This is a genomic window from Acidovorax sp. SDU_ACID1, from assembly GCF_045291395.1.
Classification (GTDB): domain Bacteria; phylum Pseudomonadota; class Gammaproteobacteria; order Burkholderiales; family Burkholderiaceae_C; genus MR-S7.
Genome location: NZ_CP152342.1, coordinates 2,817,450 through 2,843,441, shown reverse-complemented (window position 1 = coordinate 2,843,441; position 25,992 = coordinate 2,817,450). Strand labels below are relative to the sequence as shown.

General features: G+C 68.8%; 25 protein-coding genes and 1 pseudogene. 7 read left to right on the top strand and 19 right to left on the bottom strand.

The window, feature by feature from the left end; translation table 11 throughout:
* Positions 1–5: 5 nt before the first annotated feature.
* The 14 genes and pseudogenes from AAG689_RS14050 to AAG689_RS13985 all read right to left on the bottom strand — a co-directional run bounded on the left by AAG689_RS14050 (position 6) and on the right by AAG689_RS13985 (position 13,333).
* Entirely contained in the window at positions 6–815 is an 810-nt protein-coding gene (locus AAG689_RS14050) for an ABC transporter ATP-binding protein (protein WP_406622572.1), read from the bottom strand.
* A complete protein-coding gene (locus AAG689_RS14045; RefSeq protein WP_406622571.1) occupies positions 812–1,654 on the bottom strand; it encodes an ABC transporter permease in 843 nt (280 codons plus the stop codon). The genes AAG689_RS14050 and AAG689_RS14045 overlap by 4 nt, the downstream gene beginning before the upstream one ends.
* Before the next feature lie 7 nt (positions 1,655–1,661).
* Positions 1,662–2,684, bottom strand: a complete 1,023-nt coding sequence (locus tag AAG689_RS14040; protein ID WP_406622570.1) for an ABC transporter substrate-binding protein — start codon at positions 2,682–2,684, stop codon at positions 1,662–1,664.
* Positions 2,685–2,868: 184 nt separating this feature from the next.
* On the bottom strand, positions 2,869–4,380 hold the full coding sequence (locus AAG689_RS14035; RefSeq protein ID WP_406622569.1) for a tripartite tricarboxylate transporter permease: 1,512 nt from the start codon (positions 4,378–4,380) through the stop codon (positions 2,869–2,871).
* 34 nt (positions 4,381–4,414) lie between these two features.
* Positions 4,415–4,903: a tripartite tricarboxylate transporter TctB family protein gene (locus AAG689_RS14030; protein ID WP_406622568.1), complete on the bottom strand. Its 489-nt coding sequence runs from the start codon at positions 4,901–4,903 to the stop codon at positions 4,415–4,417.
* A gap of 214 nt (positions 4,904–5,117) precedes the next feature.
* On the bottom strand, positions 5,118–6,497 hold the full coding sequence (locus AAG689_RS14025; RefSeq protein WP_406622567.1) for a sensor histidine kinase: 1,380 nt from the start codon (positions 6,495–6,497) through the stop codon (positions 5,118–5,120).
* A complete protein-coding gene (locus AAG689_RS14020) occupies positions 6,494–7,225 on the bottom strand; it encodes a response regulator transcription factor (protein WP_020227446.1) in 732 nt (243 codons plus the stop codon). The genes AAG689_RS14025 and AAG689_RS14020 overlap by 4 nt, the downstream gene beginning before the upstream one ends.
* A 131-nt stretch (positions 7,226–7,356) precedes the next feature.
* Positions 7,357–8,667, bottom strand: a complete 1,311-nt coding sequence (locus tag AAG689_RS14015) for a citrate synthase (protein WP_020227445.1) — start codon at positions 8,665–8,667, stop codon at positions 7,357–7,359.
* A 48-nt stretch (positions 8,668–8,715) separates the two neighbouring features.
* Positions 8,716–8,988, bottom strand: coding sequence for a succinate dehydrogenase assembly factor 2 (locus AAG689_RS14010; protein WP_406622566.1), 273 nt, complete (start codon positions 8,986–8,988; stop codon positions 8,716–8,718).
* Positions 8,989–9,002: 14 nt separating this feature from the next.
* Positions 9,003–9,707 carry a succinate dehydrogenase iron-sulfur subunit gene (locus tag AAG689_RS14005; RefSeq protein WP_020227443.1) on the bottom strand — a complete coding sequence of 235 codons (705 nt, stop codon included), beginning with the start codon at positions 9,705–9,707 and terminating at the stop codon, positions 9,003–9,005.
* Between the two features lie 27 nt (positions 9,708–9,734).
* Positions 9,735–11,540 (bottom strand): succinate dehydrogenase flavoprotein subunit, encoded by a 1,806-nt coding sequence (gene sdhA, locus AAG689_RS14000; protein ID WP_020227442.1) that lies wholly within the window; start codon positions 11,538–11,540, stop codon positions 9,735–9,737.
* Positions 11,541–11,562: 22 nt separating this feature from the next.
* A complete protein-coding gene (gene sdhD, locus AAG689_RS13995) occupies positions 11,563–11,928 on the bottom strand; it encodes a succinate dehydrogenase, hydrophobic membrane anchor protein (RefSeq protein ID WP_011805950.1) in 366 nt (121 codons plus the stop codon).
* A gap of 43 nt (positions 11,929–11,971) precedes the next feature.
* Positions 11,972–12,406: a succinate dehydrogenase, cytochrome b556 subunit gene (gene sdhC, locus AAG689_RS13990; protein WP_011805949.1), complete on the bottom strand. Its 435-nt coding sequence runs from the start codon at positions 12,404–12,406 to the stop codon at positions 11,972–11,974.
* 139 nt (positions 12,407–12,545) lie between these two features.
* Positions 12,546–13,333: pseudogene (locus AAG689_RS13985) on the bottom strand (GntR family transcriptional regulator).
* 216 nt (positions 13,334–13,549) lie between these two features.
* Here AAG689_RS13985 and AAG689_RS13980 point away from each other — a divergent pair.
* The 5 genes from AAG689_RS13980 to acnB all read left to right on the top strand — a co-directional run bounded on the left by AAG689_RS13980 (position 13,550) and on the right by acnB (position 19,761).
* On the top strand, positions 13,550–14,536 hold the full coding sequence (locus tag AAG689_RS13980) for a malate dehydrogenase (RefSeq protein WP_406622565.1): 987 nt from the start codon (positions 13,550–13,552) through the stop codon (positions 14,534–14,536).
* Positions 14,537–14,548: 12 nt separating this feature from the next.
* Positions 14,549–15,340 carry a trans-aconitate 2-methyltransferase gene (tam, locus tag AAG689_RS13975; protein ID WP_406622564.1) on the top strand — a complete coding sequence of 264 codons (792 nt, stop codon included), beginning with the start codon at positions 14,549–14,551 and terminating at the stop codon, positions 15,338–15,340.
* Positions 15,337–16,350 carry a CoA ester lyase gene (locus tag AAG689_RS13970; protein WP_020227437.1) on the top strand — a complete coding sequence of 338 codons (1,014 nt, stop codon included), beginning with the start codon at positions 15,337–15,339 and terminating at the stop codon, positions 16,348–16,350. Before tam ends, AAG689_RS13970 begins: the two co-directional genes overlap by 4 nt.
* A gap of 74 nt (positions 16,351–16,424) precedes the next feature.
* Positions 16,425–17,057, top strand: a complete 633-nt coding sequence (locus AAG689_RS13965) for a hypothetical protein (protein WP_020227436.1) — start codon at positions 16,425–16,427, stop codon at positions 17,055–17,057.
* A 112-nt stretch (positions 17,058–17,169) separates the two neighbouring features.
* Entirely contained in the window at positions 17,170–19,761 is a 2,592-nt protein-coding gene (gene acnB / locus AAG689_RS13960; RefSeq protein ID WP_020227435.1) for a bifunctional aconitate hydratase 2/2-methylisocitrate dehydratase, read from the top strand.
* Positions 19,762–19,906: 145 nt separating this feature from the next.
* On the opposite strand, the gene AAG689_RS13955 is transcribed toward acnB, so the two are convergent.
* Entirely contained in the window at positions 19,907–20,725 is an 819-nt protein-coding gene (locus AAG689_RS13955; protein ID WP_406622563.1) for a helix-turn-helix domain-containing protein, read from the bottom strand.
* A 105-nt stretch (positions 20,726–20,830) separates the two neighbouring features.
* Between AAG689_RS13955 and AAG689_RS13950 the strand changes: the two genes are divergently transcribed.
* Entirely contained in the window at positions 20,831–21,256 is a 426-nt protein-coding gene (locus AAG689_RS13950) for a hypothetical protein (protein ID WP_406622562.1), read from the top strand.
* Here the strand turns inward: AAG689_RS13950 and AAG689_RS13945 are convergent.
* From AAG689_RS13945 to AAG689_RS13935, 3 genes are all read right to left on the bottom strand, one after another.
* On the bottom strand, positions 21,253–22,119 hold the full coding sequence (locus tag AAG689_RS13945; protein ID WP_406622561.1) for a plasmid replication/partition related protein: 867 nt from the start codon (positions 22,117–22,119) through the stop codon (positions 21,253–21,255). The two genes, AAG689_RS13950 and AAG689_RS13945, sit on opposite strands and share 4 nt — an antisense overlap.
* 89 nt (positions 22,120–22,208) lie before the next feature.
* Positions 22,209–23,576, bottom strand: coding sequence for a tRNA 5-hydroxyuridine modification protein YegQ (gene yegQ, locus AAG689_RS13940; RefSeq protein WP_406622560.1), 1,368 nt, complete (start codon positions 23,574–23,576; stop codon positions 22,209–22,211).
* A 110-nt stretch (positions 23,577–23,686) separates the two neighbouring features.
* Positions 23,687–24,574: a LysR family transcriptional regulator gene (locus AAG689_RS13935; protein ID WP_406622559.1), complete on the bottom strand. Its 888-nt coding sequence runs from the start codon at positions 24,572–24,574 to the stop codon at positions 23,687–23,689.
* A 114-nt stretch (positions 24,575–24,688) separates the two neighbouring features.
* On the opposite strand from AAG689_RS13935, the gene AAG689_RS13930 reads away from it, so the two are divergent.
* Entirely contained in the window at positions 24,689–25,432 is a 744-nt protein-coding gene (locus tag AAG689_RS13930; RefSeq protein ID WP_406622558.1) for a sulfite exporter TauE/SafE family protein, read from the top strand.
* A gap of 15 nt (positions 25,433–25,447) precedes the next feature.
* Here AAG689_RS13930 and AAG689_RS13925 read toward each other — a convergent pair whose 3' ends face one another.
* On the bottom strand, positions 25,448–25,987 hold the full coding sequence (locus tag AAG689_RS13925; protein ID WP_020227427.1) for a response regulator transcription factor: 540 nt from the start codon (positions 25,985–25,987) through the stop codon (positions 25,448–25,450).
* Positions 25,988–25,992: the final 5 nt, after the last annotated feature.

Sequence of the window (25,992 nt, the reverse complement as noted above, 5' to 3'; positions counted from 1 at the left end):
CCTTGTCAGGCGATGGTGGTGTCGAGGGATTTGGCGGCTTCCTGCCGCACGATGTGCAGGATGTCGCGCTTGAGCTGGCCGAAGCGCGCATCGGCCACCAGATCCTCGAAGCGGCGCGGGCGCTCGAAGGGCACGCGCAGTTCCTCGCGCACGCGGCCCGGGCGCGACGACAGGATGACGATGCGGTCCGCGAGGAACAGCGCCTCGTCCACGTCGTGCGTCACGAAGAGGATGGTGGTGCGCTTGTGCTGCCAGATGCTGGTGAGCAGTTCCTGCATCGCCAGGCGCGTCTGCGCGTCGAGGGCGCCGAAGGGCTCGTCCATGAGCAATATCTCGGGCTCCGGCAGCCAGGCGCGCGCCAGCGCCGCGCGCTGGCGCATGCCGCCCGAGAGCTGCCAGGGCGCATGCCCGGCGAAGCCTGCCAGGCCCACGAGGCGCAGGTATTCGTCCACCCGCGCCGCATAGCCCTGCGCGCGCTGGCCCGCCATGCGCGGGCCGAAGCCCACGTTCTGGCGCACGCTGAGCCAGGGGAACAGCGTGGGCTGCTGGAACACCATGCCGCGGTCCGGCCCCGGCCCGGCGATGGCGCGGCCGTCGCACAGCAGGCGGCCGCTGTCGGGCTGCTCGAAGCCGGCCACGAGGTTCAGCAGCGTCGATTTGCCGCAGCCCGAGGCGCCCAGCAGGCAGACGAATTCGCCATGCCGCAGCTCCAGCGAGATGTGGCTCAGCACCTGCTGCGCGGCAGCCTGGCCCGGCGCGGGGAAGCTCTTGCTCACGCCGTCGAGGCGGATGCGCACGTCGCGGTCCATGCTCATGCGTCCTTTCCCGACCAGGGCGCGAAGCGCCGGTGCAGCAGCACCAGTAGCGCGTCGAACAGGTAGCCCATCAGCCCCAGCAGCAGGATGCCGAGCATCACCACGTCGGTGCGCAGGTAGCCGCCGGCGTTGATCACCATCCAGCCCAGGCCCGCGTTCGCGGCCACCAGCTCGGCCGCGATCAGCGAGGTCCAGCCGATGCCGATGGCCAGGCGCACGGTGGTGAACAGCTCGGGCAGCGCGTTGGGCAGCACCACGTGGGTGAAGAGCTGCGCGCGGCTGGCGCCCAGCGTCTGCGCCGCGCGCAGCCGCGCCTGGCCCACGTGGGCGACGGCGGCGGCAGCACCCACCATGATGCTCAGCACCGTGGCGATGAAGATCAGGAAGAACTTGGCGCCCTCGCCGATGCCGAACCACACGATCACCAGCGGCACCAGCGCGATCTTGGGCAGGGGCCGCATGAACTGCACGAACGGGTCGAGCACGGCCGACAGCGTGGGCGACAGCCCCATCGCCAGACCGAGCGGCACGCCGACGAGCACCGCCGCCGCGAACGCTGCGAGCGCGCGCAGTGTGCTGATGAGCACGTGCTGCCACAGCGGCGTCTGCCGGTAGCCGTCGGTGAACAGCTCCACGGCCGTGTGCCACAGCTCGGTGGGCGGCGGCAGCATCAGCGGGTCGGCCCAGCCCAGGCTGCCGCTGGCCTGCCACAGCAGCAGCACGCCCGCGACGGCGGCGGTGCTGACCAGCGTGCGCCGCGACCGGGCGCCGGGCCAGGCCCGGCGCCGCCGCGGCAGCCCGCCCGCCGCGGGCAGGCGCAGTTGCGTCTCGGTGCCCATGCGCACCTCACCGGCCCGCAGCGGCGCGCTGCAGGTAGGTGGTGTTGATGAAGGGGCGGTAGCTCGCCGGAATCTCCCGCGGGCGCACCTCGCCGATGCTGGCGAGGAACTCGGCCGAGTCCTTGTACGCCTGGGTGATGAGCGATTGTCCCTTGGTCTGCGCGTCGCCGATGAAGGCGGGCGTGAGCTGTTCCTGCAGCGACGGGTATTCCAGTCCGCCGAGCGTGCTGCGCACCGTATCGGCCGGAATGTCGAGGTGCCTGGCGATGGCCTGCACCGCGCCTTCCGGGTCCTTCTTGTACTGGTCCACCTTGTCCTGCGCCACGCGCAGGAAGCGGGCGACCAGCTCGGGGTGCCTGTCGGCGAACTCCTTGCGCACCACGAAGTTGTTGAACACCAGCACCTTGTGCTTCTGCAGGTCCTTGGTGGCGAAGATTTCCTTGCCGCCGGAGGCCTCCATCTGCTGGGTGAACGGGCCCCAGACATAGGCCGCGTCGATGTCGCCGCGCTTCCACGCGGCCACGATCTCGGCGGGCTTGAGCGCCAGCGTCTTGATCTTGCGGCGGTCCGCCCCGGAGTGCTTCACCGCCACTTCGAAGGCGTATTGCGCCGTGGAGTTGGCGGGGTAGGCCACGGTCCTGCCTTCCAGGCCCCGGACGCCCTGGATGCCCTCGCGCGCGATCAGCCGCTCGGACGTGGCGATGATCTCGGGCACGCCGATGACCTCGATCGGCAGCTTGCGCGCGATGCCGGCGGCGGCGGGGCTGGAGCCGAAGCGCGCGATGTCGATCTCCCTGGCGGCGAACAGGCTCAGCACGTCCGCGCCCGAGGCGAACTGCACCCACTTGACCTTGGTGCCGAAGGCCTGCTCGAACGCTCCGTCGATCTGGCCCAGCACCCACACGCGCGGGCCGCCCGCCCAGGCCAGGCGCACCTCGGGCGGCCCACCCTGTGCCTGGGCCTGCCCGACGACGGCGGCAAAGCCCGCGGCGGCCAGCGCCAGCCATTTCCCCACACGAAAACCCGACATAACCATTCCTTAAAAAATTCGATATGAAGAACTGTATTTAAGAAACTTGTGGCTATGTAGTAAGGTTTCTGCATAACGATGCGCGCAAAACGCAGATGCGGCCGCCCATGAAAAAACCCCATGGCCGCGGGCGCATGGGGTGCGGGGGCCGGCGCGGTGCCGGCCGGGAAGAAGGTGGGCGCCGTCAGTCCTCGACGAACGCCTCCTCGCGCTTCTTGCGCACGTTGGGCAGCAGCACGATCACCAGCAGCACCGCCGCGACGGTCAGCAGCGAGGCCGACAGCGGGCGCGTGACCAGCACGCTCCATTCGCCGCGCGAGAGCAGGAGCGCGCGGCGCAGGTTCTCCTCCATCATCGGGCCCAGAATCAGGCCCAGCAGCAGCGGCGCGGGCTCGCAGCCGAGCTTGTGGAACACGTAGCCGAGCACGCCGAAGATGGCCACCATCCAGATCTCGAAGGTGTTGTTGTTCTCCGAATAGACGCCCACGGCGCAGAACAGCACGATGGCGGGGAACAGCCACTTGTAGGGGATGGACAGCAGCTTGATCCACAGCCCGATCATGGGCAGGTTCAGGATCACCAGCATCAGGTTGCCGATCCACATCGAGGCGATCAGGCCCCAGAACAGCTCGGGGTTGCTGGTCATCACCTGCGGGCCGGGCTGGATGTTGTGGATGGTCATGGCGCCCACCATCAGCGCCATCACGGCGTTGGGCGGGATGCCCAGCGTCAGCAGCGGGATGAAGGAGGTCTGCGAGCCGGCGTTGTTGGCCGACTCGGGCCCCGCCACGCCGCGGATGTTGCCCTGGCCGAAGGGCACCTCGCCGGGTTTCATCTTCGCCTTCTTCTCGATGGTGTAGGCCGCGAAGGCCGACAGCAGCGCGCCGCCGCCGGGCAGGATGCCCAGCGCCGAGCCGATGGCCGTGCCGCGCAGCACGGCGGGGAACATGCGCCTGAAGTCCTCCTTGGTGGGCATGAGGCCGCGCACCTTGTCGGTGAACACCTCGCGCTTCTCGGAGGGCACCGAGAGGTTGGCGATGATCTCGCCGTAGCCGAAGATGCCCATGGCGATGGCCACGAAGCTGATGCCGTCGGTCAGCTCGGGGATGTCGAAGCTGTAGCGCGCCACGCCGGAGTTCACGTCCGTGCCCACCAGGCCGAAGGCCAGGCCCACCAGGATCATGGTGATGGCCTTGAGCAGCGAGCCCGAGGCCATGACCACCGCGCCGATCAGGCCCAGCACCATCAGCGAGAAGTATTCGGCGGGGCCGAACTTGAACGCCACCTCGGTGAGCGGCGGCGCGAACGCTGCGATCACCAGCGTGCCCACGCAGCCCGCGAAGAACGAGCCCAGCGCGGCGGAGGCGAGCGCCGGCCCCGCGCGGCCCTTGCGCGCCATCTGGTAGCCGTCGATCACGGTGACCACCGACGATGACTCGCCCGGCAGGTTCACCAGGATGGCGGTGGTGGAGCCACCGTACTGCGCGCCGTAGTAGATGCCGGCCAGCATGATGAGCGCTGCCGTGGGCGGCAGCGCATACGTGGTGGGCAGCAGCATGGCGATGGTGGCCACGGGGCCCAGGCCCGGCAGCACGCCGATGAGGGTGCCCAGCAGGCAGCCCAGGAAGGCATAGAGGAGGTTCTGCGCCGTGAAGGCGACCTGGAACCCCATGGAGAGGTGGTCGATCAGTTCCATGATGGGTAGTAGTTATGTGATGGAGGTGGAACGATCAGCCCACGATGAAGGAGGGCCACACGGGGAATTGCAGGTTCAGCGCCACGACGAAGGCCAGGTAGCTGCCTATGGCGAGGACGGTGGCGAGGATCAGCACGCCCTTGAGGTTGAACTGGTCGCCTGCCAGGCTGGCGATCAGCGTCAGCGCGTAGATGGCGACGATCATTCCCATGGGCGGCAGGCCGATGCCGGGCAGGCCGCCGAGCAGCACGCCGAACAGCAGGTTGGCGCCGATGATGAACACCAGCGGGCGCCAGGCGATGGCGCCGACGGGCTCGCCGTCCTCGGTGGGCACGGTGAGTGCGCGCGCGGTGATGACCGCGCCCAGCAGCGCGATCAGCACGCCGACGATCAGCGGGAAGTAGCCCGGCCCCATGCGGGCGCCGGTGCCCACGCTGTAGGTGGTGGCACCCCAGGCGAAGGCGACGCCGAAGGCGCTGAACAGCAGCCCCGCGGTGAAATCTCTCTGGCTGTGGATCTTCAAGGCAAAAGTCTCCTGATGGGCCCGTGCGAGGGGCCTGGTTGGTTGGCTGAAGGGGAGACGAAAATCGTAGGCGCGCCACGCCGCGCGCCGCATGACCGAACCATTGCCGGGCGGTAATGAAAGGCGCCCGGTTTGCTATCGAAACAGGAGCTGCTTGCGCTTGCCAGTCAAGCGCTGGAGGCCGATTTGGCTTGTATCCTGCCGGCCAGGGTCTTCATGACAAGGGCAATCGCAGGGTCACGCGCAGGCCCGGCTCGGCCGGCTCGATGCGCATGCCGCCGCCATGCAGCCGCATGACGGCCTGCACGCTGGCCAGCCCCAGGCCGTGCCCGGGCAGCTCGGGCCGCAGGCGCACGAAGCGCTCGCCCAGCGTGGCGATGGCCTGCGGAGGGGCGCCGGGGCCGTCGTCCTGCACCACGATCTCGCTCCACGCGGTGCCGTCGCAGGCCTGCACCTGCGAGCGCACCTGCACCCGCGCGCCGCGGCCGCCGTACTTGATGGCGTTGTCCACCACGTTCACGAGGGCGCCGGCCAGCAGGTGGCGGTCGCCCAGCACGGGCGCGGGGTGCGTGCATTCCCAGTGCAGCGACACGCCATCGTGCTCGGCCAGGTCCTCGTAGAGCTCCACCACGTCCTCGCCGATGGCCTGCCACGACGTGGGCGCGAACGGCGCGCGGCGCGTGCCGGATTCGGCCTGGGCGATGGACAGCAGCTTGTCCAGCACGCGGCTCAGGTCGTCGATGTCGTGCATGGCCGACTGCAGCGCGGTGCGCAGGGCAGGGGCGTCCGCTGTGCCGTCGTGCGCGGCCTGCAGCCGCAGGCGCAGGCGGGTCAACGGCGTGCGCAGGTTGTGCGCGATCGCGTCGGAGACGTGGGTCACGCCCTCCATGAGCTGGCCGATGCGGTCGAGCATGTGGTTGAAGTCCTGCTCCAGGCGCACGAACTCGTCGCCGGAGGCATCTTCCACGGGCACGCGCTCGTGCAGCTGGCCGCCCGCGATGCGGGTGATGGTCTGGTGCAGGGCGTTCACGCTGCGGCCCAGCTCGCGCCGCAAGAACCAGGCGCTGGCCAGCGCCAGCGCGAGCGAGAACAGGCCCGCCACCACGCTGGCCGTGGCCACGGTGGATTCGATGCGGCGCAGCTCCCGCAGGTCGTGGCCCAGCACCAGCAGCGCGCCGTCGGGCAGCGGGTGGGCGAGCAGCTGCGCATCGACGGTCTGCGCGCCCAGCGCGAGCTGCTGTACCGTGGCTGCGGTGGTGCGCAGCGGGGGCAGCGCCTCCACGTCGATGTTGCCGGCCAGGAAACGGCCGTCCGGCGTGGTGAGCAGCACCAGTTCGAGGTCGGTGTCGCGCCCGTCGTGCAGCACGCGGTGGATGGCCTGGGCCGTGGCCTCGGGGCCTTCGTGGGCGTATTGCAGTGCCAGGCGCTGCTGCGTCTGCAGCAGCTGGCGGTCCACGTTGCGGTGCAGGACGGAAGACACCTGGATGTACACCAGCGCCAGCGCGGCCAGCATGGCCAGCAGCACCAGGAAACCCGACAGCGCGGCCAGGCGCAGGCCGGCGGAGCGCCACAGGCCGTGCCCGCTGCCCGTCACGGATCGCTCTCGGGCGAGAGGGCGATGCGGTAGCCCACGCCGCGCACGGTGTGGATCAGCGGCGCCTCGCCCGGCGCCTGGAGCTTGTGGCGCAGGCGGCTGATCTGCACGTCGATGAGGTTGGTCTGCGGGTCGAACCGGTAGTCCCACACGGCTTCCAGCAGCATGGTGCGGGTCAATGGCTGCCCGGCGTGCATCAGCAGGTAGGCCAGCAGGCGGAATTCGCGCGGCTTGAGCGCGATGGCCCGGCCGCCCCGCTGCACCGTGCGGTGCACCAGGTCCAGGCGCAGGTCGCCCAGCTGCAGGGCCTTGGCCTCCTCGCCCGTGCGGGTGCGGCGCACCAGGGCTTCGATGCGCGCGGACAGCTCCGAGAACGCGAAGGGCTTGGTCAGGTAATCGTCGCCACCCGCCTTCAGGCCGCGCACGCGCTCGTCCAGCGCGCTCAGGGCCGAGAGCACGAGCACCGGCGTGCGCAGCCCCAGACCGCGCATGCCGTGCAGGATGTGCAGTCCGTCCACCTGCGGGCCCAGCATGCGGTCGAGCACGACCACGTCCCACGGCTCGCCGCAGGCGCGCCGCAGCGCGTCGCGCGCCTCGCTGGCGATGATGGCCACGTGCCCCTGCGCCCGCAGTCCGTCGGCGATGTAGCGCGCGTTCTCCAGATCGTCTTCGATCACCAGGCAGCGCCACATCATGGAAGGCATGGCGGCGGCGGGGGACTCGGTCATGGGGCCGGAAGCTCTTTCAAGGAAGGGAAGGGGAGGGGCGTCCATGGTAACGGCGCGCACCGGACGGGCAAGAAAAAACCCGCAGGCGGCGGGCGCCTGCGGGTTCTGGCTTGGCGGCCGGTGGCCGGAGATCAGCGCTTGCCGAGGTTCGGCACGTCGCGGCGCTCGGAGCCCACGAAGAGCTGGCGCGGGCGGCCGATCTTGTACTCGGGGTCGCCGATCATCTCGTTGAGCTGGGCTATCCAGCCCACGGTGCGGGCCAGCGCGAAGATGCCGGTGAACAGGTTCACGGGGATGCCGATGGCGCGCTGCACGATGCCGGAGTAGAAGTCCACGTTCGGGTAGAGCTTGCGCTGCACGAAGTAGTCGTCTTCCAGGGCTATCTTCTCGAGCTCCTTGGCCAGGGCGAACAGCGGGTCCTTCTCCAGGCCCAGCTCGGCCAGCACTTCGTTGCAGGTTTCCTGCATGAGCTTGGCGCGCGGGTCGTAGTTCTTGTACACGCGGTGGCCAAAGCCCATCAGCTTGACGCCGCTGTTCTTGTCCTTGACCTTCTCCATGAACTCGCCGACCTTGGCCACGCCGCCGTTGCGCTGGATGTCCTCCAGCATGTTCAGGCAGGCTTCGTTGGCGCCGCCGTGGGCGGGGCCCCACAGGCACGCCACGCCGGCCGCGATGGCGGCGAACGGGTTGGTGCCGGAGGAGCCGCACAGGCGCACGGTGGAGGTGGAGGCGTTCTGCTCGTGGTCGGCGTGCAGGATGAAGATGCGGTCCATCGCGCGCTCGATCACGGGGTTGACCTTGTAGTCCTCGCAGGGCGTGCCGAACATCATGCGCAGGAAGTTGCCTGCGTAGCTCAGCTCGTTGCGGGGATACATGTAGGGCTCGCCCTTGCCGTACTTGTAGGCCATGGCCACGAGCGTGGGCATCTTGGCGATCAGGCGGATCGCGGCGATGGCGCGGTGCTCGGGATTGTTGATGTCGGTGCTGTCATGATAGAAGGCCGACAGCGCGCCCACCAGGCCGGTCAGCACGGCCATGGGGTGGGCGTCGCGGCGGAAGCCGCGCAGGAAGAACTGCATCTGCTCATTGACCATGGTGTGCTTGGTCACGAGCTGGTGGAAGTCGCTGCGCTGCGTATCGTCGGGCAGCTCGCCGTTGAGCAGCAGGTAGCAGGTGTCGAGGTAGTCGCACTTCTCGGCCAACTGCTCGATGGGGTAGCCGCGGTACAGCAGCTCGCCCTTGTCGCCGTCGATGTAGGTGATGGACGACTGGCAGGCCGCCGTGGACAGGAAGCCCGGGTCATAGGTGAACATGCCCGTTTGCGCGTACAGCTTGCGGATGTCGATCACGTCCGGGCCGATGCTGCCCTGGTACACGGGAAGCTCCATGCTGGGGCTGCCGTTGCTGAACGATAGCGTCGCTTTGTTGTCTGCCAGTTTCATTTCCAGTTTCCTTCTGTAGTTGACCCGCACAGTGATGCGTGGGGGCTGCTACGCGCGGTGGCGCAGCTGTTCCAGCACTTCCTTGACTTCCGGGGTGTCGAGCGCTTCCGTGGGTTCCTTGCGGCGCAGCAGCAGGTCCAGCAGGTCGTTGTCCGACAGGTCCATCAATGCCGTGAGTCCCCGTGCCTGGCGTTGGGTCAGGCGCGGGCCGTGGTCCGCGAAGAACCGCTCGATGAACAGGTCGTTCTCGACCAGCCCGCGGCGGCTGCGCCACCGCAGAATGGCCACTTCGCGTTCGTCCAGCAGTGCTTCTTCGGCCATGGTTCTTCGTTTCTTCAGATGGCGCGGCGCACCATCAGTTCCTTGATCTTGCCAATCGCCCGCGTGGGGTTCAGGTGCTTGGGGCACACGTCCACGCAGTTCATGATGGTGTGGCAGCGGAAGAGCCGGTACGGATCTTCCAGGTTGTCCAGGCGCTCGCCCGTCTTCTCGTCGCGGCTGTCGGCGATGAAGCGGTAGGCCTGCAGCAGGCCGGCGGGGCCCACGAACTTGTCGGGGTTCCACCAGAACGAGGGGCAGCTCGTGGAGCAACTCGCGCACAGGATGCACTCGTACAGGCCGTTGAGCTCCTCGCGCTCCTCGGGCGACTGCAGGCGCTCCTTGGAGGGAGACACCAGGCTGTCGTTCTGCAGGTAGGGCTTGATCGAGTGGTACTGCTTGAAGAACTGCGTCATGTCCACGATCAGGTCGCGGATCACGGGCAGGCCGGGCAGGGGCTTCAGAACGATGTCGCCCTGCAGGGTCTTCATGTTCGTGAGGCAGGCCAGGCCGTTCTTGCCGTTGATGTTCATCGCGTCCGAACCGCACACGCCTTCGCGGCAGGAGCGGCGGAACGAGATGGAGGGGTCCATGGCCTTGAGCTTGACCAGTGCGTCCAGCAGCATGCGCTCGTGGCCGTCGAGTTCGACCTCCACGGTCTGCATGTAGGGCTTGGCGTCCTTGTCCGGGTCGTAGCGGTAGATCTTGAAAGTGCGCTTCATGTGACTGTTCTCTCGTGGGCTGCTGGTTTAGAACGTGCGGACCTTGGGCGGCACGCTGTCCACCGTGAGGGGCTTCAGGTTCACCGGCTTGTACTCCAGGCCGTTGTTGGCGCTGTACCAGAGGGTGTGCTTGAGCCAGTCCTTGTCGTTGCGGCCCAGCGGGAAGTCGGGGTGGTCGGCCGGGTGCTCGTAGTCGTAGACCGTGTGGGCGCCGCGGCACTCGTGGCGCGCGGCGGCCGAGGTCATCGTCGCCTGGGCCACCTCGATGAGGTTGTCCACTTCGAGCGCTTCCATGCGCGCGGTGTTCCAGACCTGGGACTTGTCCTTGAGCGTAACGGAGCCCACGCGCTCGCGGATGGCGTTGATCTTCACCACGCCCTCGTCCATGCCCTGCTGTGTGCGGAACACGCCGGCATGCTGCTGCATGGAGGCGCGGATGTCGTTCGCGATGTCCTGGGCGTAGGTGCCTTCCTTGGAGTCCTGCAACTCGTTGAGGCGCGCCAGCGTGCGGTCGGAGCCGTCGGCCGGCACGGCAGCGTGGTCGCCGAAGCCGTTGACGAACTGCACGATGTGCTTGCCGGCGGCCTTGCCGAACACCAGCAGGTCGAGCAGCGAGTTCGTGCCCAGGCGGTTGGCGCCGTGCACCGACACGCAGGAGCATTCGCCCACGGCGTAGAGGCCGTTGACCACCTTGTTCTGCTGGCCGTCCCACACCACGACCTGGCCGTTGATGTTGGTCGGCACGCCGCCCATCTGGTAGTGGATGGTGGGCACCACGGGGATCGGTTCCTTGGTGATGTCCACGTTGGCGAAGTTGTGGCCGATTTCTTCCACCGACGGCAGGCGCTTGCGGATGGTGTCCGCGCCCAGGTGGTCGAGCTTCATCAGGATGTAATCCTTGTTCGGGCCGCAGCCGCGGCCTTCCTTGATCTCCTGGTCCATGGAGCGGGAAACGAAGTCGCGCGGCGCCAGGTCCTTCAGCGTAGGCGCATAGCGCTCCATGAAGCGCTCGCCATTGCTATTCAGCAGAATCGCGCCTTCGCCGCGGCAGCCCTCGGTCAGCAGCACGCCCGCGCCGGCCACGCCGGTGGGGTGGAACTGCCAGAACTCCATGTCCTGCAGCGGGATGCCGGCACGCGCGGCCATGCCCAGGCCGTCGCCGGTGTTGATGAAGGCGTTGGTCGATGCCGCGAAGATGCGGCCCGCGCCGCCCGTGGCCAGCAGCACGGCCTTGGCGTGCAGTTCGTACAGGTCGCCGGTTTCCAGCTCCAGCGCGGTCACGCCGACCACGTCGCCCTGGGTGTTGCGGATCAGGTCCAGCGCCATCCACTCGACGAAGAAGTTGGTCTTGGACTTCACGTTCTGCTGGTACAGCGTGTGCAGCATGGCGTGGCCCGTGCGGTCGGCGGCCGCGCAGGCGCGCTGCACGGGCTTCTCGCCGTAGTTGGCGGTGTGGCCGCCGAAGGGGCGCTGGTAGATCGTGCCGTCGGGGTTGCGGTCGAACGGCATGCCGAAGTGCTCGAGCTCGATCACGACGTTGGGCGCCTCGCGGCACATGAACTCGATGGCGTCCTGGTCACCCAGCCAGTCGGAGCCCTTGATGGTGTCGTAGAAGTGGTAGTGCCAGTTGTCCTCGCTCATGTTGCCGAGCGATGCGGAAACGCCGCCCTGCGCGGCCACGGTGTGCGAGCGGGTGGGGAAGACCTTGGACAGGCAGGCCACGTTCAGGCCCGCGCGCGACAGTTCCAGCGAGGCGCGCATGCCGGAGCCGCCGGCCCCCACGATGACCACGTCGAACTTGCGCTTGGTGATGTTGGCTTTGGTGTAGCTCATTGTTTTCTTTCAATCGCGGGAATCAGAGACGCCACAGAGTCTGGAAGCCCCAGCCGGCGCAGGCCACCAGCCAGACGATGGTGAAGACCTGCAGCAGCAGGCGCAGCCCGGCCGACTTCACGTAGTCCATCCACACGTCGCGCACGCCGACCCAGACGTGCCAGACCAGGGCCACGATGACGGAGAACGTGAGCACCTTCATCCACTGGGTCGAGAAAATGCCGGCCCAGCGGTCGTAGCCGATGGGGCCCTTGCTGAAGATCACCTGCGCCAGCAGCGCGATGGTGAACAGGGCCATGAGGGCGGCGGTCACGCGCTGGGCCAGCCAGTCGCGGATGCCGTAGTGGGCACCGACCACGGTGCGCTTGGAGCCGTAATTCACGGACATGGGGAGTTCCTTATCGTGGGTGGGGAGAGCGATCCGCGCGGGATCAGTACAGGCCGAACAGCTTGGCGCCCAGCACCAGCGTGAGGCCGATGCTCAACACCAGCGTCACGATGGCGGAGCTCTTGCCGAACTCCTTGCTGACGGCCTCGTGGCTCACGTCCATCCACAGGTGGCGCAGGCCGGCGATGAAGTGGTGCAGGTAGGCCCAGATCAGGGCCAGCGCCACCAGCTTGACGAACCAGCCCGGCACGAAACCCAGGCCGGCGGTGAACGCGGAGGTGAAGCGGCCGAACGAAATCTCCGAGGACACCGAGGTATCGAACATCCACAGCACGAAGGGCAGCAGCAGGAACATGATCATGCCGCTCGCGCGATGCAGGATGGAGACCCAGCCCGCGGCCGGCAGGCGGTAGGTCCTCACGTCGTTGAAGATGTTGATGTTGCGGTATTCGGGCCGTTTCTTGGCGAGCTCTGTCATGGCGGGTGCTTTCGTGGATGTAACTGCGTTGTAATCGCGCTGAAGGCAGACAACCCAAAATTCTATTGCAATGCAACACCAGGAGGCTGCGGAGACTGCGTATTCTCCCCGCGGGCGTTTGCATGCGGGCTGCGGTGGATCAGCTCAGTTCGTTGTGGTAGTGGTGGGTATCGGTCCGGTACAGGCCTCGACGTAACTCCATGGGAACATCGTTATATGTGTAAGCAAGCCGCTCCACGCTGAGCAGCGGGGTGCCGGGGGGATGCCCAGCCCTTCGGCCTGGGCGGCGTCCGGCAGCACGGCGCGCAGCTTCTCCTCGGCGCGCACCATGCGCACGCCGAAGTCCAGCTCGAACATGGCATAGGTGGGGCCCTGGTAGCCGGCCATCTGCTCGGCGGTCAGGCCCTTGAAGGCCTGGCCGGGCAACCAGATGTCCTCCAGGATGGTGGGCACGCCCGCGAAGGCGAGCACGCGGCGGGCCTGGACCACTGGGTCGCCCGCGCGCAGCGCGAGGGCGCGGGCCACGTCGGCGCTGGCGCGCACGCGCCGGCATTCCAGGATGGTGCGCTGGGCGGGGCCTTCGGTGCGCGCGTCGCCCGCGTCGGGAATCAGCTTGAGGAAGCGGTACTGCACCTGCCGCTCCGCATGGGTGGACACGAAGGTGCCCTTGCCCTGGCGGCGGGTGACGAGGTTCTCGGCCGCCAGTTCGTCGATGGCCTTGCGCACCGTGCCCTGGCTGACGCGAAAGCGCGCCGCCAGCTCGATCTCGCTGGGGATGGCCTCGCCGGGCTTCCACTCGCCGTGCTGGAGGCTGTGCAGGATGAGCCCCTTGATCTGCTGGTACAGGGGGCTGAAGGCCGGCGTCGGGCTGCCCGCCCCGCTGGTGGCAGGGGCTGCGTCGGTGGCGCTTGCGGGTGTGGAGGACATGTCCTGGTCGAAGACGGGCGGGTGCGGCGCTCCGCTGTCCAACATGGTGCGGAGCTGTCGGATCATATCTTATATAAGACATAAGACAAATTGACCCTGCGGGTGAATCGGCGGTAAACTCCAAGGCTGTTCTGCGGGGCACGGGCTGCTGATGAATGGCGCTGGTGCGACCTTGCACCAACACCCTTTTTCTTCCCTTCTCTCTGGAGTCTTTTCATGAGCAAGAAACCCGTTCGCGTCGCCGTCACCGGCGCCGCAGGCCAAATCGGCTACGCCCTGCTGTTCCGCATCGCCTCCGGCGAAATGCTGGGCAAGGACCAGCCCGTCATCCTGCAGCTGCTGGAAATCCCCGACGAGAAGGCCCAGAACGCGCTCAAGGGCGTGATCATGGAACTGGAAGATTGCGCCTTCCCGCTGCTGGCCGGCATCGAGGCCCATTCCGACCCCATGACCGCGTTCAAGGACACGGACTACGCCCTGCTGGTCGGCGCCCGTCCGCGCGGCCCCGGCATGGAGCGTGCCGACCTGCTGGCCGCCAACGCCCAGATCTTCACGGCCCAGGGCAAGGCGCTCGACAAGGTCGCTAGCCGCAACGTGAAGGTGCTGGTGGTGGGCAATCCCGCCAACACCAACGCCTACATCGCCATGAAGAGCGCGCCCAGCCTGCCGCGCGAGAACTTCACCGCCATGCTGCGCCTGGACCACAACCGCGCCGCCAGCCAGATCGCCGCCAAGATGGGCGTGGCCGTGGGCGACATCGAGAAGCTGGCCGTGTGGGGCAACCACTCGCCCACGATGTACGCCGACTACCGTTTCGCCACGGTGAACGGCAAGTCCGTCAAGGACGCCATCAACGACCACGACTGGAACGCCAACGTGTTCCTGCCCACCGTGGGCAAGCGCGGCGCGGCCATCATCGCCGCGCGCGGCCTGTCGTCTGCCGCCTCGGCCGCCAACGCCGCCATCGACCACATGCGCGACTGGGCCCTGGGCACCAACGGCAAGTGGGTCACCATGGGCATTCCGTCTAACGGCGAATACGGCATCCCCAAGGACGTCATGTTTGGCTACCCCGTGACCACCGAGGGCGGTAAGTACAAGATCGTCGAGGGCCTGCCCATCGATGCGTTCTCGCAGGAATGCATCGACAAGACCCTGGCCGAACTACAGGGCGAGCAGGACGGCGTCAAGCACCTGCTGTAAGCCGGCCTCTCCATGCTCGACTGGAACCCCGCGCTCTACCTGCGCTTTGCCAATGAGCGCACGCGCCCCGCAGCCGAGCTGCTGGCGCGTGTCCCGCTGGCCCGGGCCCGCCACGTCGTGGACCTGGGCTGCGGGCCGGGCAATTCCACCGAGCTGCTGGTGCAGCGCTTCCCCGAGGCGCGCGTCACCGGCATCGATAACTCCGAAGCCATGCTGGCCGCCGCGCGCCAGCAGTTGCCCCAGGCCGGCTTCGCGCTGGGCGACATCGCCGCCTGGGCCCCCGATGGCGACGAGACGCCCGACCTGATCTATGCCAACGCCTCCCTGCAATGGGTCGGCGGGCATGCAGCGCTGATCCCCCGCCTGTTCTCCCTTCTGGCGCCGGGCGGCGTCCTGGCGATCCAGATGCCCGACAACCGCGAAGAGCCCACGCACCGCCTGATGCGCGAAGTGGCGGGCCTGCCGCCGTTCGCCAGCCACATCGCGGACGCCTCGCGCGTGCGCACCGACATCCTGCCCATCGGCCACTACTACGACCTGCTCGCCGCGCCCCAGGCGCGCGCCGCGTCGGTGGACGTGTGGCACACCATTTACCAGCATCCCATGGCCTCGGCCGGCGCCATCGTCCAATGGCTGCGGGGCACGGGACTCAAGCCCTTCGTGGAGGGACTGCCGCCCGCGCTGCAAGGCGACTTCCTGGCCGAATACGAGCGCCGCGTGGATGCTGCCTATGGTGTGCGCGCAGACGGCCAGCGGCTGCTGGCCTTCCCGCGTCTTTTCATCGTTGCCCAGCGACAGCCATGACGAATCCCTCCACCGCCCATCCCGCCCAGGTGCTGCTGGATGCCCAGGCCGGCGCCCAGCGCATTCCCGTGTGCGACCACTACAGCGGCGTGGAAGTGCGCATGCGCAAGAGCCTGCAACTGCAGCAGGAGCTGATGGCCGAGTTCGGCCACTGCGTGTTCGACGTCACGCTGGACTGCGAGGACGGCGCCCCTGTGGGCAGCGAGCGTGAACACGCCCGGCTCGTCGCGCGCCTGGCGCAGGAGGCGGCACCCGGCGCGCGCGTGGCCGCGCGGGTGCACACCATCGACCACCCCGCGTTCGCCGAAGACATCGCGATCATCGCGGGCGAGGCGGGCCGGCACCTGTGCCACATCATGCTGCCCAAGGTGGAGTCGGTGGACGACGTGCTGCGCGCCGAGCGCGCGCTGGCCGCCGCCGGCGCGGACCACCTGCCGCTGCATGCGCTCATCGAATCGCCCGGCGCCGTGCACCGCGCCTTCGACATCGCCGCGCACCCGCGCATCCAGAGCCTGAGCTTCGGGCTGATGGACTTCGTCTCGGCGCACGGCGGCGCCATTCCCGCGTCGGGCATGACCTCGAAGGGGCAGTTTGAGCACCCGCTCGTGGTGCGCGCCAAGCTGGAGATCGCCGCAGCCTGCCATGCCAACGGCAAGGTGCCCTCGCACTGCGTGGTCACCGAGTTCAGCGACGCGGCCGCCATGCAGGCAGCCGCCGGCCGTGCCGCGCAGGAGTTCGGCTACACGCGCATGTGGAGCATCCATCCCGCGCAGATCCGCCCCATCCTGGCGGCTTTCGCCCCCGGGGAGGCCGAGATTGCCCGGGCCGCCCGCATCGTTTCCGCCGCCGTGCACGCTGACTGGGCCCCCATCAGCGAGGACGGCGTTCTGCACGACCGCGCCAGCTACCGGTATTTCTGGCAGGTGCTGGAGCGTGCACACCAGACCGGCCGTGCGCTGCCCGAAGAGGCGCGGGGCTGGTTTGCAGAGGCTGCGGCCCCCGCACCGTGACCAGCCCCGTTGCTTCGCCCCGCTATCCTTGAGTCCCTCAGCCCACTTATCTCCCTGAACGCAGGAGCCGCCCCATGAAGACCCTCATCGCTTCCGCACTGATGCTGCTGGCCCCCGCCCTGGCGCTGGCGCAGTCGTCCACGACCCAGCCGGCCCCCAAGGCCGCCAGCAAGCCCGCCGCCAAGGCGCAGCCGGCCAAGCAGAACACGGCCAAGAGCACGGCGGCCAAGTCCACCAAGCCCGCCGCCGGCAAGACCACGGTGGCCAAGGCGTCCCCCACCAGCAGCCGCACCCAGCTGCACAGCGGCGCCGTGCAGGTGGCATCGGGCATCGCCGCCGCCGAGGCGGCGCTGACGCCCGAGGAGCTGGCCATCGCCGAGCGCGTGCACACGGGCCGCATCGCCTGCGAGCTGGGCGCCTTCGTCCAAGTCGATGCCGACCCGCAGTCGCCCGGCCGCTTCCACGTGGAAGGCAAGGGCTTCAAGTACCACATGGCGCCGGTCGCCACGTCCACCGGCACCGTGCGCCTGGAAGACCAGCGCGCGGGCGCGGTGTGGATCCAGATCGCCAACAAGTCCATGCTCATGAACCAGAAGCTGGGCCAGCGTATGGCCGACGAATGCATGAGCCCCGCGCAGGTGACCGTGGCCGAAGCCATCAAGAAGAATCCTCCGCCGAGCCTGCTCGACGCCCCGGCTCCCCGATAAATAAACCCCATCGTCTGCCGGCCTGGCCACGCCGCTGCCTTCGAGGCGGCAGGGACGTGGCCGGTCGGTTGCCGCCCCACTTGAAAACCACACCTTTCCGGAGAACGTAGACATGCTGAAAGCCTACCGCGACCATGTGGCCGAACGCGCCGCACTGGGCATCCCCCCGCTGCCCCTCGATGCCAAGCAGGTGGCCGAGCTGATCGAGCTGATCAAGAACCCGCCCGCCGGCGAAGACACCTTCCTGCTCGACCTGCTGACCCACCGCGTGCCGCCGGGCGTGGACGATGCCGCCAAGGTCAAGGCCTCGTTCCTGGCCGCCGTGGCGCACGGCGACATCCAGGTGGGCCTGATCTCCAAGGCCAAGGCTACCGAACTGCTGGGCACCATGGTGGGCGGCTACAACGTGCACCCGCTGATCGAGCTGCTGGACGACGCCGAGGTCGCCGGCGTGGCTGCCGAGGCGCTCAAGAAGACGCTGCTGATGTTCGACTACTTCAACGACGTCGCCGCCAAGGCCAAGGCCGGCAACGCCAAGGCCAAGGAAGTGGTGCAGTCCTGGGCCGACGCCGAGTGGTTCACGAGCCGCCCCAAGGTCGAGCAGAAGATCACCGTCACCGTGTTCAAGGTGCCCGGCGAGACCAACACCGACGACCTCTCGCCCGCGCCCGACGCCACCACGCGCCCCGACATCCCCATGCACTACCTGGCGATGCTCAAGAACACCCGTCCCGACGCGGCCTTCAAGCCCGAGCAGGACGGCGTGCGCGGCCCGATGCAGTTCATTGAAGACCTGAAGAAAAAGGGCAACCTCGTGGCCTACGTGGGTGACGTGGTCGGCACGGGCTCTTCGCGCAAGTCGGCCACCAACAGCGTGATCTGGGCCACGGGCCAGGACATCCCCTTCGTGCCCAACAAGCGCTTCGGCGGCGTCACGCTGGGCGGCAAGATCGCCCCCATCTTCTTCAACACGCAGGAAGACTCCGGCTCGCTGCCGATCGAGGTGGACGTGTCCAAGCTCGAGATGGGCGACGTGATCGACGTGCTGCCCTACGACGGCAAGCTGGTCAAGAACGGCGAGACCGTGGCCGAGTTCCAGCTCAAGAGCGACGTGCTGCTCGACGAAGTGCAGGCCGGCGGCCGCATCAACCTCATCATCGGCCGCTCGCTGACCGCCAAGGCGCGCGAGTTCCTGGGCCTGCCCGCATCGACCGCCTTCCGCCTGCCCCAGGCGCCCGCCGAATCCAAGGCCGGCTTCACCCTGGCGCAGAAGATGGTCGGCCGCGCCTGCGGCCTGCCCGAAGGCTTCGGCATCCGCCCCGGCACGTACTGCGAGCCGCGCATGACCACCGTGGGTTCGCAAGACACCACCGGCCCCATGACCCGCGACGAACTCAAGGACCTGGCCTGCCTGGGCTTCTCGGCCGACATGGTGATGCAGTCCTTTTGCCATACCGCCGCCTACCCCAAGCCCGTGGACGTGAAGACCCACCGCGAGCTGCCCGCCTTCATCAGCAACCGCGGCGGCGTGGCCCTGCGCCCGGGCGACGGCGTGATCCACTCCTGGCTCAACCGCCTGCTGCTGCCCGATACCGTGGGCACGGGCGGCGACAGCCACACGCGCTTCCCCATCGGCATTTCCTTCCCCGCGGGCTCGGGCCTGGTGGCCTTCGGCGCTGCCACGGGCGTGATGCCGCTGGACATGCCTGAATCGGTGCTGGTGCGTTTCAAGGGCGAACTGCAGCCCGGCGTGACGCTGCGCGACCTGGTGCACGCGATTCCGCTGTATGCCATCAAGGCCGGCCTGCTGACGGTGGCCAAGGCCGGCAAGAAGAACATCTTCTCGGGCCGCATCCTGGAAATCGAGGGCCTGCCCGACCTGAAGGTGGAACAGGCGTTCGAGCTGTCCGACGCATCGGCCGAGCGCTCGGCCGCCGGCTGCACGATCAAGCTCAACCCCGAGCCGATCGCCGAGTACCTGCGCTCCAACGTCGTGCTGATGAAGAACATGATCGCCGACGGCTACCAGGACGCGAAGACGCTGCAGCGCCGCATCGAGAAGGTGGAAGCCTGGCTGGCCAAGCCCGAGCTGCTTGAAGCCGACAAGGACGCCGAGTACGCCGCCGTGATCGAGATCGACCTGGCCGACATCAAGGAGCCCATCGTCTGCTGCCCGAACGACCCGGACGACGCCAAGTTCCTGTCCGAAGTGGCAGGCACCAAGATCGACGAGGCCTTCATCGGCTCGTGCATGACCAACATCGGCCACTTCCGCGCAGCCGCCAAGCTGCTCGGCGGCCAGCGCGACATTCCGGTCAAGCTGTGGGTGGCGCCGCCCACCAAGATGGACCAGAACGAGCTGATCAAGGAAGGCCACTACGCCGCCTTCGGCACGGCCGGCGCCCGCACCGAGATGCCGGGCTGCTCGCTGTGCATGGGCAACCAGGCGCAGGTGCGCGAGGGCGCGACGGTGATCTCCACCTCCACCCGCAACTTCCCGAACCGCCTGGGCAAGAACACCAACGTGTTCCTGGGCTCGGCCGAGCTGGCTGCCATCGCCTCGCGCATGGGCAAGCTGCCCACCAAGGAGGAATACCTCAAGGAAATGGGCGTCATCGACGCCGACAAGGCCAGCGTGTACCGCTACATGAACTTCGACCAGATCGAGGAATATGCCGAGGTCGCCAAGGGCGTGGCGGCCTGACCGCCGCCTGACGCCAGGGCCGCGCAGCGGCCCGTGACGACCCCGCCGGGCGCGAGCCCTGCGGGGTTTTGTTTATTTGCTCATGTATTGGTAGCTGCCTGCGCTTGCTGCATAAGCGCTGGAGGCTGTTTCGGCCTCAAGCGTTTCAGCCCTGCGCCAGCACACGCAGCGCGGCGGCGCTGGCGTCGTCCGCCGGGAAGAAGGTCTCCAGCGCCAGCTCCTGCAGCGTCACGTCCACGGGCGAGCCGAACACGGTGGTCGTGCTCACCAGGTTCAGCATGCCGGCCGCTGTGCGGAACTGGAACGGCATGAGCACGCCCAGGTGCTCGTCGGGCAGCTGCAGCGCGGGAGCGTCCGGGGGCTGCGGATAGGCCTGCAGCTCCTGCAGCAGGGCCGCGAGCACGGCGTCGCCGCTTTCGTGGATCTGCTGGCGCAGGCGCTCGAAGAGGTGGGTGCGCCACTGCCCCAGGTTGGCGATGCGCGTCGCCAGGCCGCGCGAGTGCAGGCTCAGGCGCAGCACGTTCACGGGCGGGCGCAGCAGTTCGGCGTCCGCGTCGGCCAGCAGCAGGGGCACGATGCGGTTGGCCATGACCAGGTTCCAGTGCCGGTCCATGGCCAGCGCGGGCCAGGGATCGTGGCAGTCCAGGATGCGCTGCACCGCGGCGCGCGCGCCCGCCATCTCGGGCGCGTCCAGCGGGCGTTCGCGGTACATCGGCGCGTAGCCGGCGGCCACCAGCAGCGCGTTGCGTTCGCGCAGCGGCACGTCCAGGCGGCGGGCCAGGCGCAGCACCATGTCGCGGCTGGGGCTGGCGCGGCCCGTTTCCACGCAGCTCAGGTGGCGCGTGGAGACCTCGGCGGCGTGCGCCAGGTCGAGCTGGCTGAGCCGGCGGCGCTGGCGCCAGTGGCGCAGGCGCTCGCCGAACGGCGCGGGGATGGAGTGCGGGCTACTGTGCATGGCCCGCATGGTAGGCCCGCCGGCGCCGCACGGGCATGACCTGCCAGGTCATGGACGCACCGCGCCTCCGGGACTGACGATGGCAACCCTGTTCAACCCCCTCGGGAGTCTTCCATGTCCTTCATCGCTTCTCTCACCTCCGCCACCGGCCTGCGCCGGGTGCTCTGGGCCGATGCCGCTGCGGGCGGCGCCATGGCCGCGCTGCACCTGGCCGCGGCCGAGCCGCTGGCCGGCCTGCTGGGGCTGTCGCCCGCGCTGCTCTCGGCCAGCGGCTGGCTGGTGCTGCCCTTCGTGCTGCTGGCGGGATCGCTGGCGCTGCGGCCTGCGCCCGCAGGGGGCGCTCTGGCGCTGCTCGTGGCGGGCAACTTCCTGTGGGTGCTGGCCAGCGCGGCGGTGCTGTGGGACACGGCGCTGGTGCCGGGCGGCTGGGGCCAGGCCTACGTGGCGGTGCAGGCAGCGGCCGTGCTGGTGCTGGCGGAGCTGCAGTGGATGGGCCTGCGCCGCGGCCGCACCGCCGCGCGGGCGGTGCAGCCGGCTTAGCCTTGCTCGGCCAGCAGGTCCTGCAGTGCCTTGACCTGCTGGCGCAGGCGCTCGTTCTCCGCCTCCAGCTCGGCCACGCGCTGGCGTAGTTCGTCGGCCGATGCGGCGGGTGCGGCGTCCTGCGCGGCGGCGGGCGATTCTTCGGCCTTGGGCTTCTTCTTCGCGTCGCGTACCCGCTTGGCGGCCTGCTTGAGTTCCTGCGCGCCTCCCGTGGCAGCGGCTTTTTGCTCGTCCACGGGCAGCTGGGCGACCACGGCGGCAGCGTTGAGCGACAGCTCGCCCGACTTGACGGCGGCCACCACCTCCGGCGCGGCGTTCTGGTGGATGGTCTCGATCGCCTTCACCTGCGCGGCCGTGAGGCGCGCGGCGCGGGCCAGGGCCTCGCGCGTGTCCAGCGCGTCGTCGGGCACCTTGGGCACCTTGGCGAGCGCCTGGGCCACCACGGGGTCGGTGTCGCCTTCCCACGGGGCCTGGGCGTCGGGGGACTGGGCGGCCTCGGCCTTGGCGGCCACCACGGCGGCGGCCGCGGTGGCGCGGCGCGTGGCGATGATCTCGCGCTTGCGCAGCGCCAGCACGCCGCGCTGGAACTCCGACACGCTGCGCCGGCCCAGATGCTGGTCGATCATCCACAGGTGCACGTCCTCCATGTTCTGGAAGCGCGTGTTCTGCACCGTCTGGAACGGCAGGCCGTGCTTGGTGCAGATGCGGTGGCGGTTGTGGCCGTCCACCAGGATGTCGCCCCACAGCACCAGCGCGTCGCGGCAGCCTTCTTCGAGGATGCTGCGCTCCAGCGCTTCGTCTTCTTCGGGGGTGAGGGGGTCGATGTAGGCCAGCAGTTCGGGAAGGACGGTGATGTCGGTCATGGAAAGTCGCAAAAACAAAAGGCCCGCAGGGCCTTCATAAGGAAACTGGCCGCCAGCGCTTGGTGGCCAAGCGCTGGAAGCTATGGAATTCAGAGCAGCCGCGCGATCAGCGCGCCCTCCACGGGCCCTTCGAGCGGGATGCGCACGCGCACCGGGTTGCCCTGGGCCACCTGCACGGGCTCGCCGTCGAGGTTGAACATGGTCTCCAGCCGCACCTGGCGGTTGCCCTGCGGGTGGATGATCTCCAGCGTGTCGCCGACCTGGAAGCGGTTCTTGGTCTCCACCTCGGCCATGCCGCCCGCGTAGCCGCGCACCTCGCCGACGAAGTGGGCGCGCTGCAGTACGCTGTTGCCCGTCTCGTAGTTCTGGTAGTCGTTGGCCGGGCGGCGCTCCAGCAGGCCGCCGGTGTAGCCGCGGTTGGCCAGGCCTTCCAGCTCGGTGATGAGGTGCGGGTTGAACGGACGGCCGGCCACGGCGTCGTCGATGGCGCGGCGGTAGACCTGGGCGGTACGGGCCACGTAATACAGGCTCTTGGTGCGGCCCTCGATCTTGAGCGAATCGACGCCGATCTTCACGAGGCGCTCCACGTGCTCCACTGCGCGCAGGTCCTTGCTGTTCATGATGTACGTGCCGTGCTCGTCCTCCATGATGGGCATCAGCTCGCCGGGACGGCCCTTTTCCTCGATCAGGTAGACCTGGTCGGCCTGGGGGTGGCGCGCCCCGCCACCGCAGGTGCTGGTGAACTGGCTGTCGGCCTCCTCGCGCGCCTGCGCGAAGTCGAAGCCGTTCTCCATCGTCTGCGCCAGCGCCTCGCCGGTGTTGGGGTCGACGGCCGCATCGTACGTCTTGTATTCCCAGCGGCAGGCGTTGGTGCAGGTGCCCTGGTTGGGGTCGCGCCGGTTGAAGTAGCCCGAGAGCAGGCAGCGGCCCGAGTAGGCGATGCACAGGGCCCCGTGCACGAACACCTCGATCTCCATGTCCGGGCATTCCTGGCGGATCTTCTCGACCTCGTCCAGGCTCAGCTCGCGCGAGAGGATGATGCGCGACACGCCCGCCTTCTGCCAGAACTTCACCGTCGCCCAGTTGGTGGTGTTGGCCTGCACGGAGAGGTGCACCTCGGTCTCCGGCCACTTCTCCTTGACCATCATGATCAGGCCGGGGTCGGCCATGATGAAGGCGTCGGGCTTGCACTCGATCACCGGCTCGATGTCGCGCAGGTAGGTGCGCACCTTGTCGTTGTGCGCGATCAGGTTGCTGGTGACGAAGAATTTCTTGCCGCGCTGGTGCGCTTCCTGGATGCCCTGGGCGATCTGCTCCAGGCGGAATTCGTTGTTGCGCGCGCGCAGGCTGTAGCGCGGCTGGCCGGCGTAGACGGCATCGGCGCCAAAGTCGTACGCCGCGCGCATCTTGTCGAGCGAGCCGGCGGGCAGCAGCAGTTCGGGGGCTTTCAGGGTCATGGGGCGGGATTTTCGCCGATGCGCCATGGCGGGGCGAGCCACGCGGGTAATTTTCGCTTCAAAAAAAATAGCTGCTGGCGCTTGCTGCGCAAGCGCTGGAGGTAAAAAGACTATGAATCCGTCCGCAGGTGCTCCACCAGCCGCCGCGTGAACGGCGGCAGGGCCGCCAGGTCCTGCATGCACAGCACCAGCGAGCGCCGGGCCCAGCCGTCGGCCAGCGGCACGGGGCGGATGCGCAGCGCCCGCGCATGCCGGCGCGCCGCCGCCTGCGGCACCACGGCCACGCCCGCGCCCAGGCCCACGAGGCGGCACACGGCCTCCAGATGGCCCAGCCGGGCGCGGTAGTCCAGCCGCCGGCCCAGGCGGCGCGCCTGGGTGCCGACCATGGCCTGCAGCGCGCTGTCGTGCGGGAGGCCGATGAAGTCTTCATGGAGCACCTGCTCCAGGTGCACGGCCCGTGCGCCGGCCAGCGCGTGCGCGGCGGGCACGGCGAGCACCAGAGGGTCGGGGCGGAAGGGCAGGGTGGCCAGGCCCTGCAGGTCCACCGCGTCGGAGGCCACGCCCAGCTCGGCCAGCCCGCCGCGCACGGCGTCGGCGATGTCCTGGCTGCCGCGCTCCTGCAGTTCCACCGACACGCGCGGGTGCGCGGCCAGGAAGGCGGGCAGCAGCGGCGGCAGGTGCTCGCCCAGCGCCGAGGTATTGCACAGCAGGCGCACGTGGCCCGCCAGGCCCGCGCCGTGGCCGGCCATGTCGCCGCGCAGGTGCTCCATCTGCCGCAGCACCTGGCGCGCGTGGTGCAGCAGCGTGCGGCCCGCCGCCGTGGGCTGCACGCCGCGCGGGCCGCGCACCAGCAGCGGCGCGCCCAGTCCGGCCTCCATGGCGCGGATGCGCTCGCTGGCCGAGGCCAGCGCGAGGTGGCTGCGCTGCGCGCCGCCGGTGATGGAGCCGGCCTCGTGCACGTGCACGAACAAGCGCAGGTCGGTCAGGTCGAAATGCATCTCGCCACCTTAGCAGCCTTCGGCCAGGGCGAAGGCGGGGTGCGCCAATGCCGCATTGGCATGCGCGCACCAGGGCGGAACAATCGGCCGCATCTTCATGGAAAGGATTCCCGCATGACGCTCGCATCGCTGCCGCCCTGGCTGCCCGTGGCCCTGGCCATCTTCGTGCTGGCCGGGCTCGTCAAGGGCGTGGTGGGGCTGGGCCTGCCCACCGTGGCCATGGGCCTGCTGGCGCTGCGCCTGCCGCCGGCCGAGGCGGCGGCGCTGCTGGTCGTTCCCTCTCTCGTCACCAACGTCTGGCAGATGCGGCCCTGGGGCACGCTCGCGCCGCTGGCGCGGCGTCTCGCGGGGCTGCTGCTGGGCGTGTGCGTGGGGACGTGGCTGGGTGCGTGGTTGCTGGGCGCACCTGCCGGGGCCTGGGCACGCGTGGCGCTGGGCGGGGCGCTGATCGCCTATGCGCTGTGGTCGCTGGCCGGGGCGGTGCTGCATGCGCCGCCGCGCGTGCAGCGCTGGCTGGGCCCGCTGGTGGGTGCGGCCACCGGGCTGGTGACTGCCGCCACCGGCGTCTTCGTGGTGCCGGCGGTGCCTTACCTGCAGGCGCTGGGGCTGCAGCGCGATGCGTTCGTGCAGGCCATGGGCCTGAGCTTCACCGTCTCCACCCTGGCGCTGGCCGTGGGATTGGCGGGCAACGCCAGCTTTTCGGGTGCCGCGCTGGGCTGGTCGCTGCTGATGCTGGCGCCCGCGCTGCTGGGGATGGCGCTGGGCGGGCGGCTGCGCCAGCGCCTGTCGCCGGTGTGGTTCCGCCGCTGCCTGATGGTGGGGCTGCTGCTGCTGGGCAGCCACATGGTTCTGGCTTAGAGCGTAAACACGTTCTCAGACGCGGCGCTTGTCGAGCTTGCGCGTGAGCGTGCGCCGGTGCATGCCCAGGCGCCGTGCGGCCTCGGTGATGTTGAAGCCCGTCTCGGCCAGCACCTCATGGATGCGCTCCCACTCCAGCGTCTTGATGGAACTGGAGCGGTTGGTGAGTTCCATGTCGGCGTTGCCTTCGGCGAGGCCGAAGGCGGCCTCGATGTCGTCGGTGTTGGAGGGTTTGGCGAGGTAGTGGCAGGCGCCGAGCTTCACGGCTTCCACGGCGGTGGCGATGCTGGCGTAGCCCGTGAGCACGACGATGAGCATTTCTTCGCTGTGCGCGTGCAGCGCGCGCACGCAGGCCAAGCCCGTGGCCTCGCCCTTGAGCTTCAGGTCCACCACCGCGTAGCCCGGCGTGTGGGTGGCGAGCAACTCCTGGGTGCGCGCGAGGCTGTCGGCGTGCAGCACGCGGTAGCCGCGCCGCTCGAAGGAGCGCGCGAGCGTGCGCGCGAAGGCCTCGTCGTCCTCCACGATGAGCAGCAGGCGTTCGGTGTCGGCGTTCATGGTGT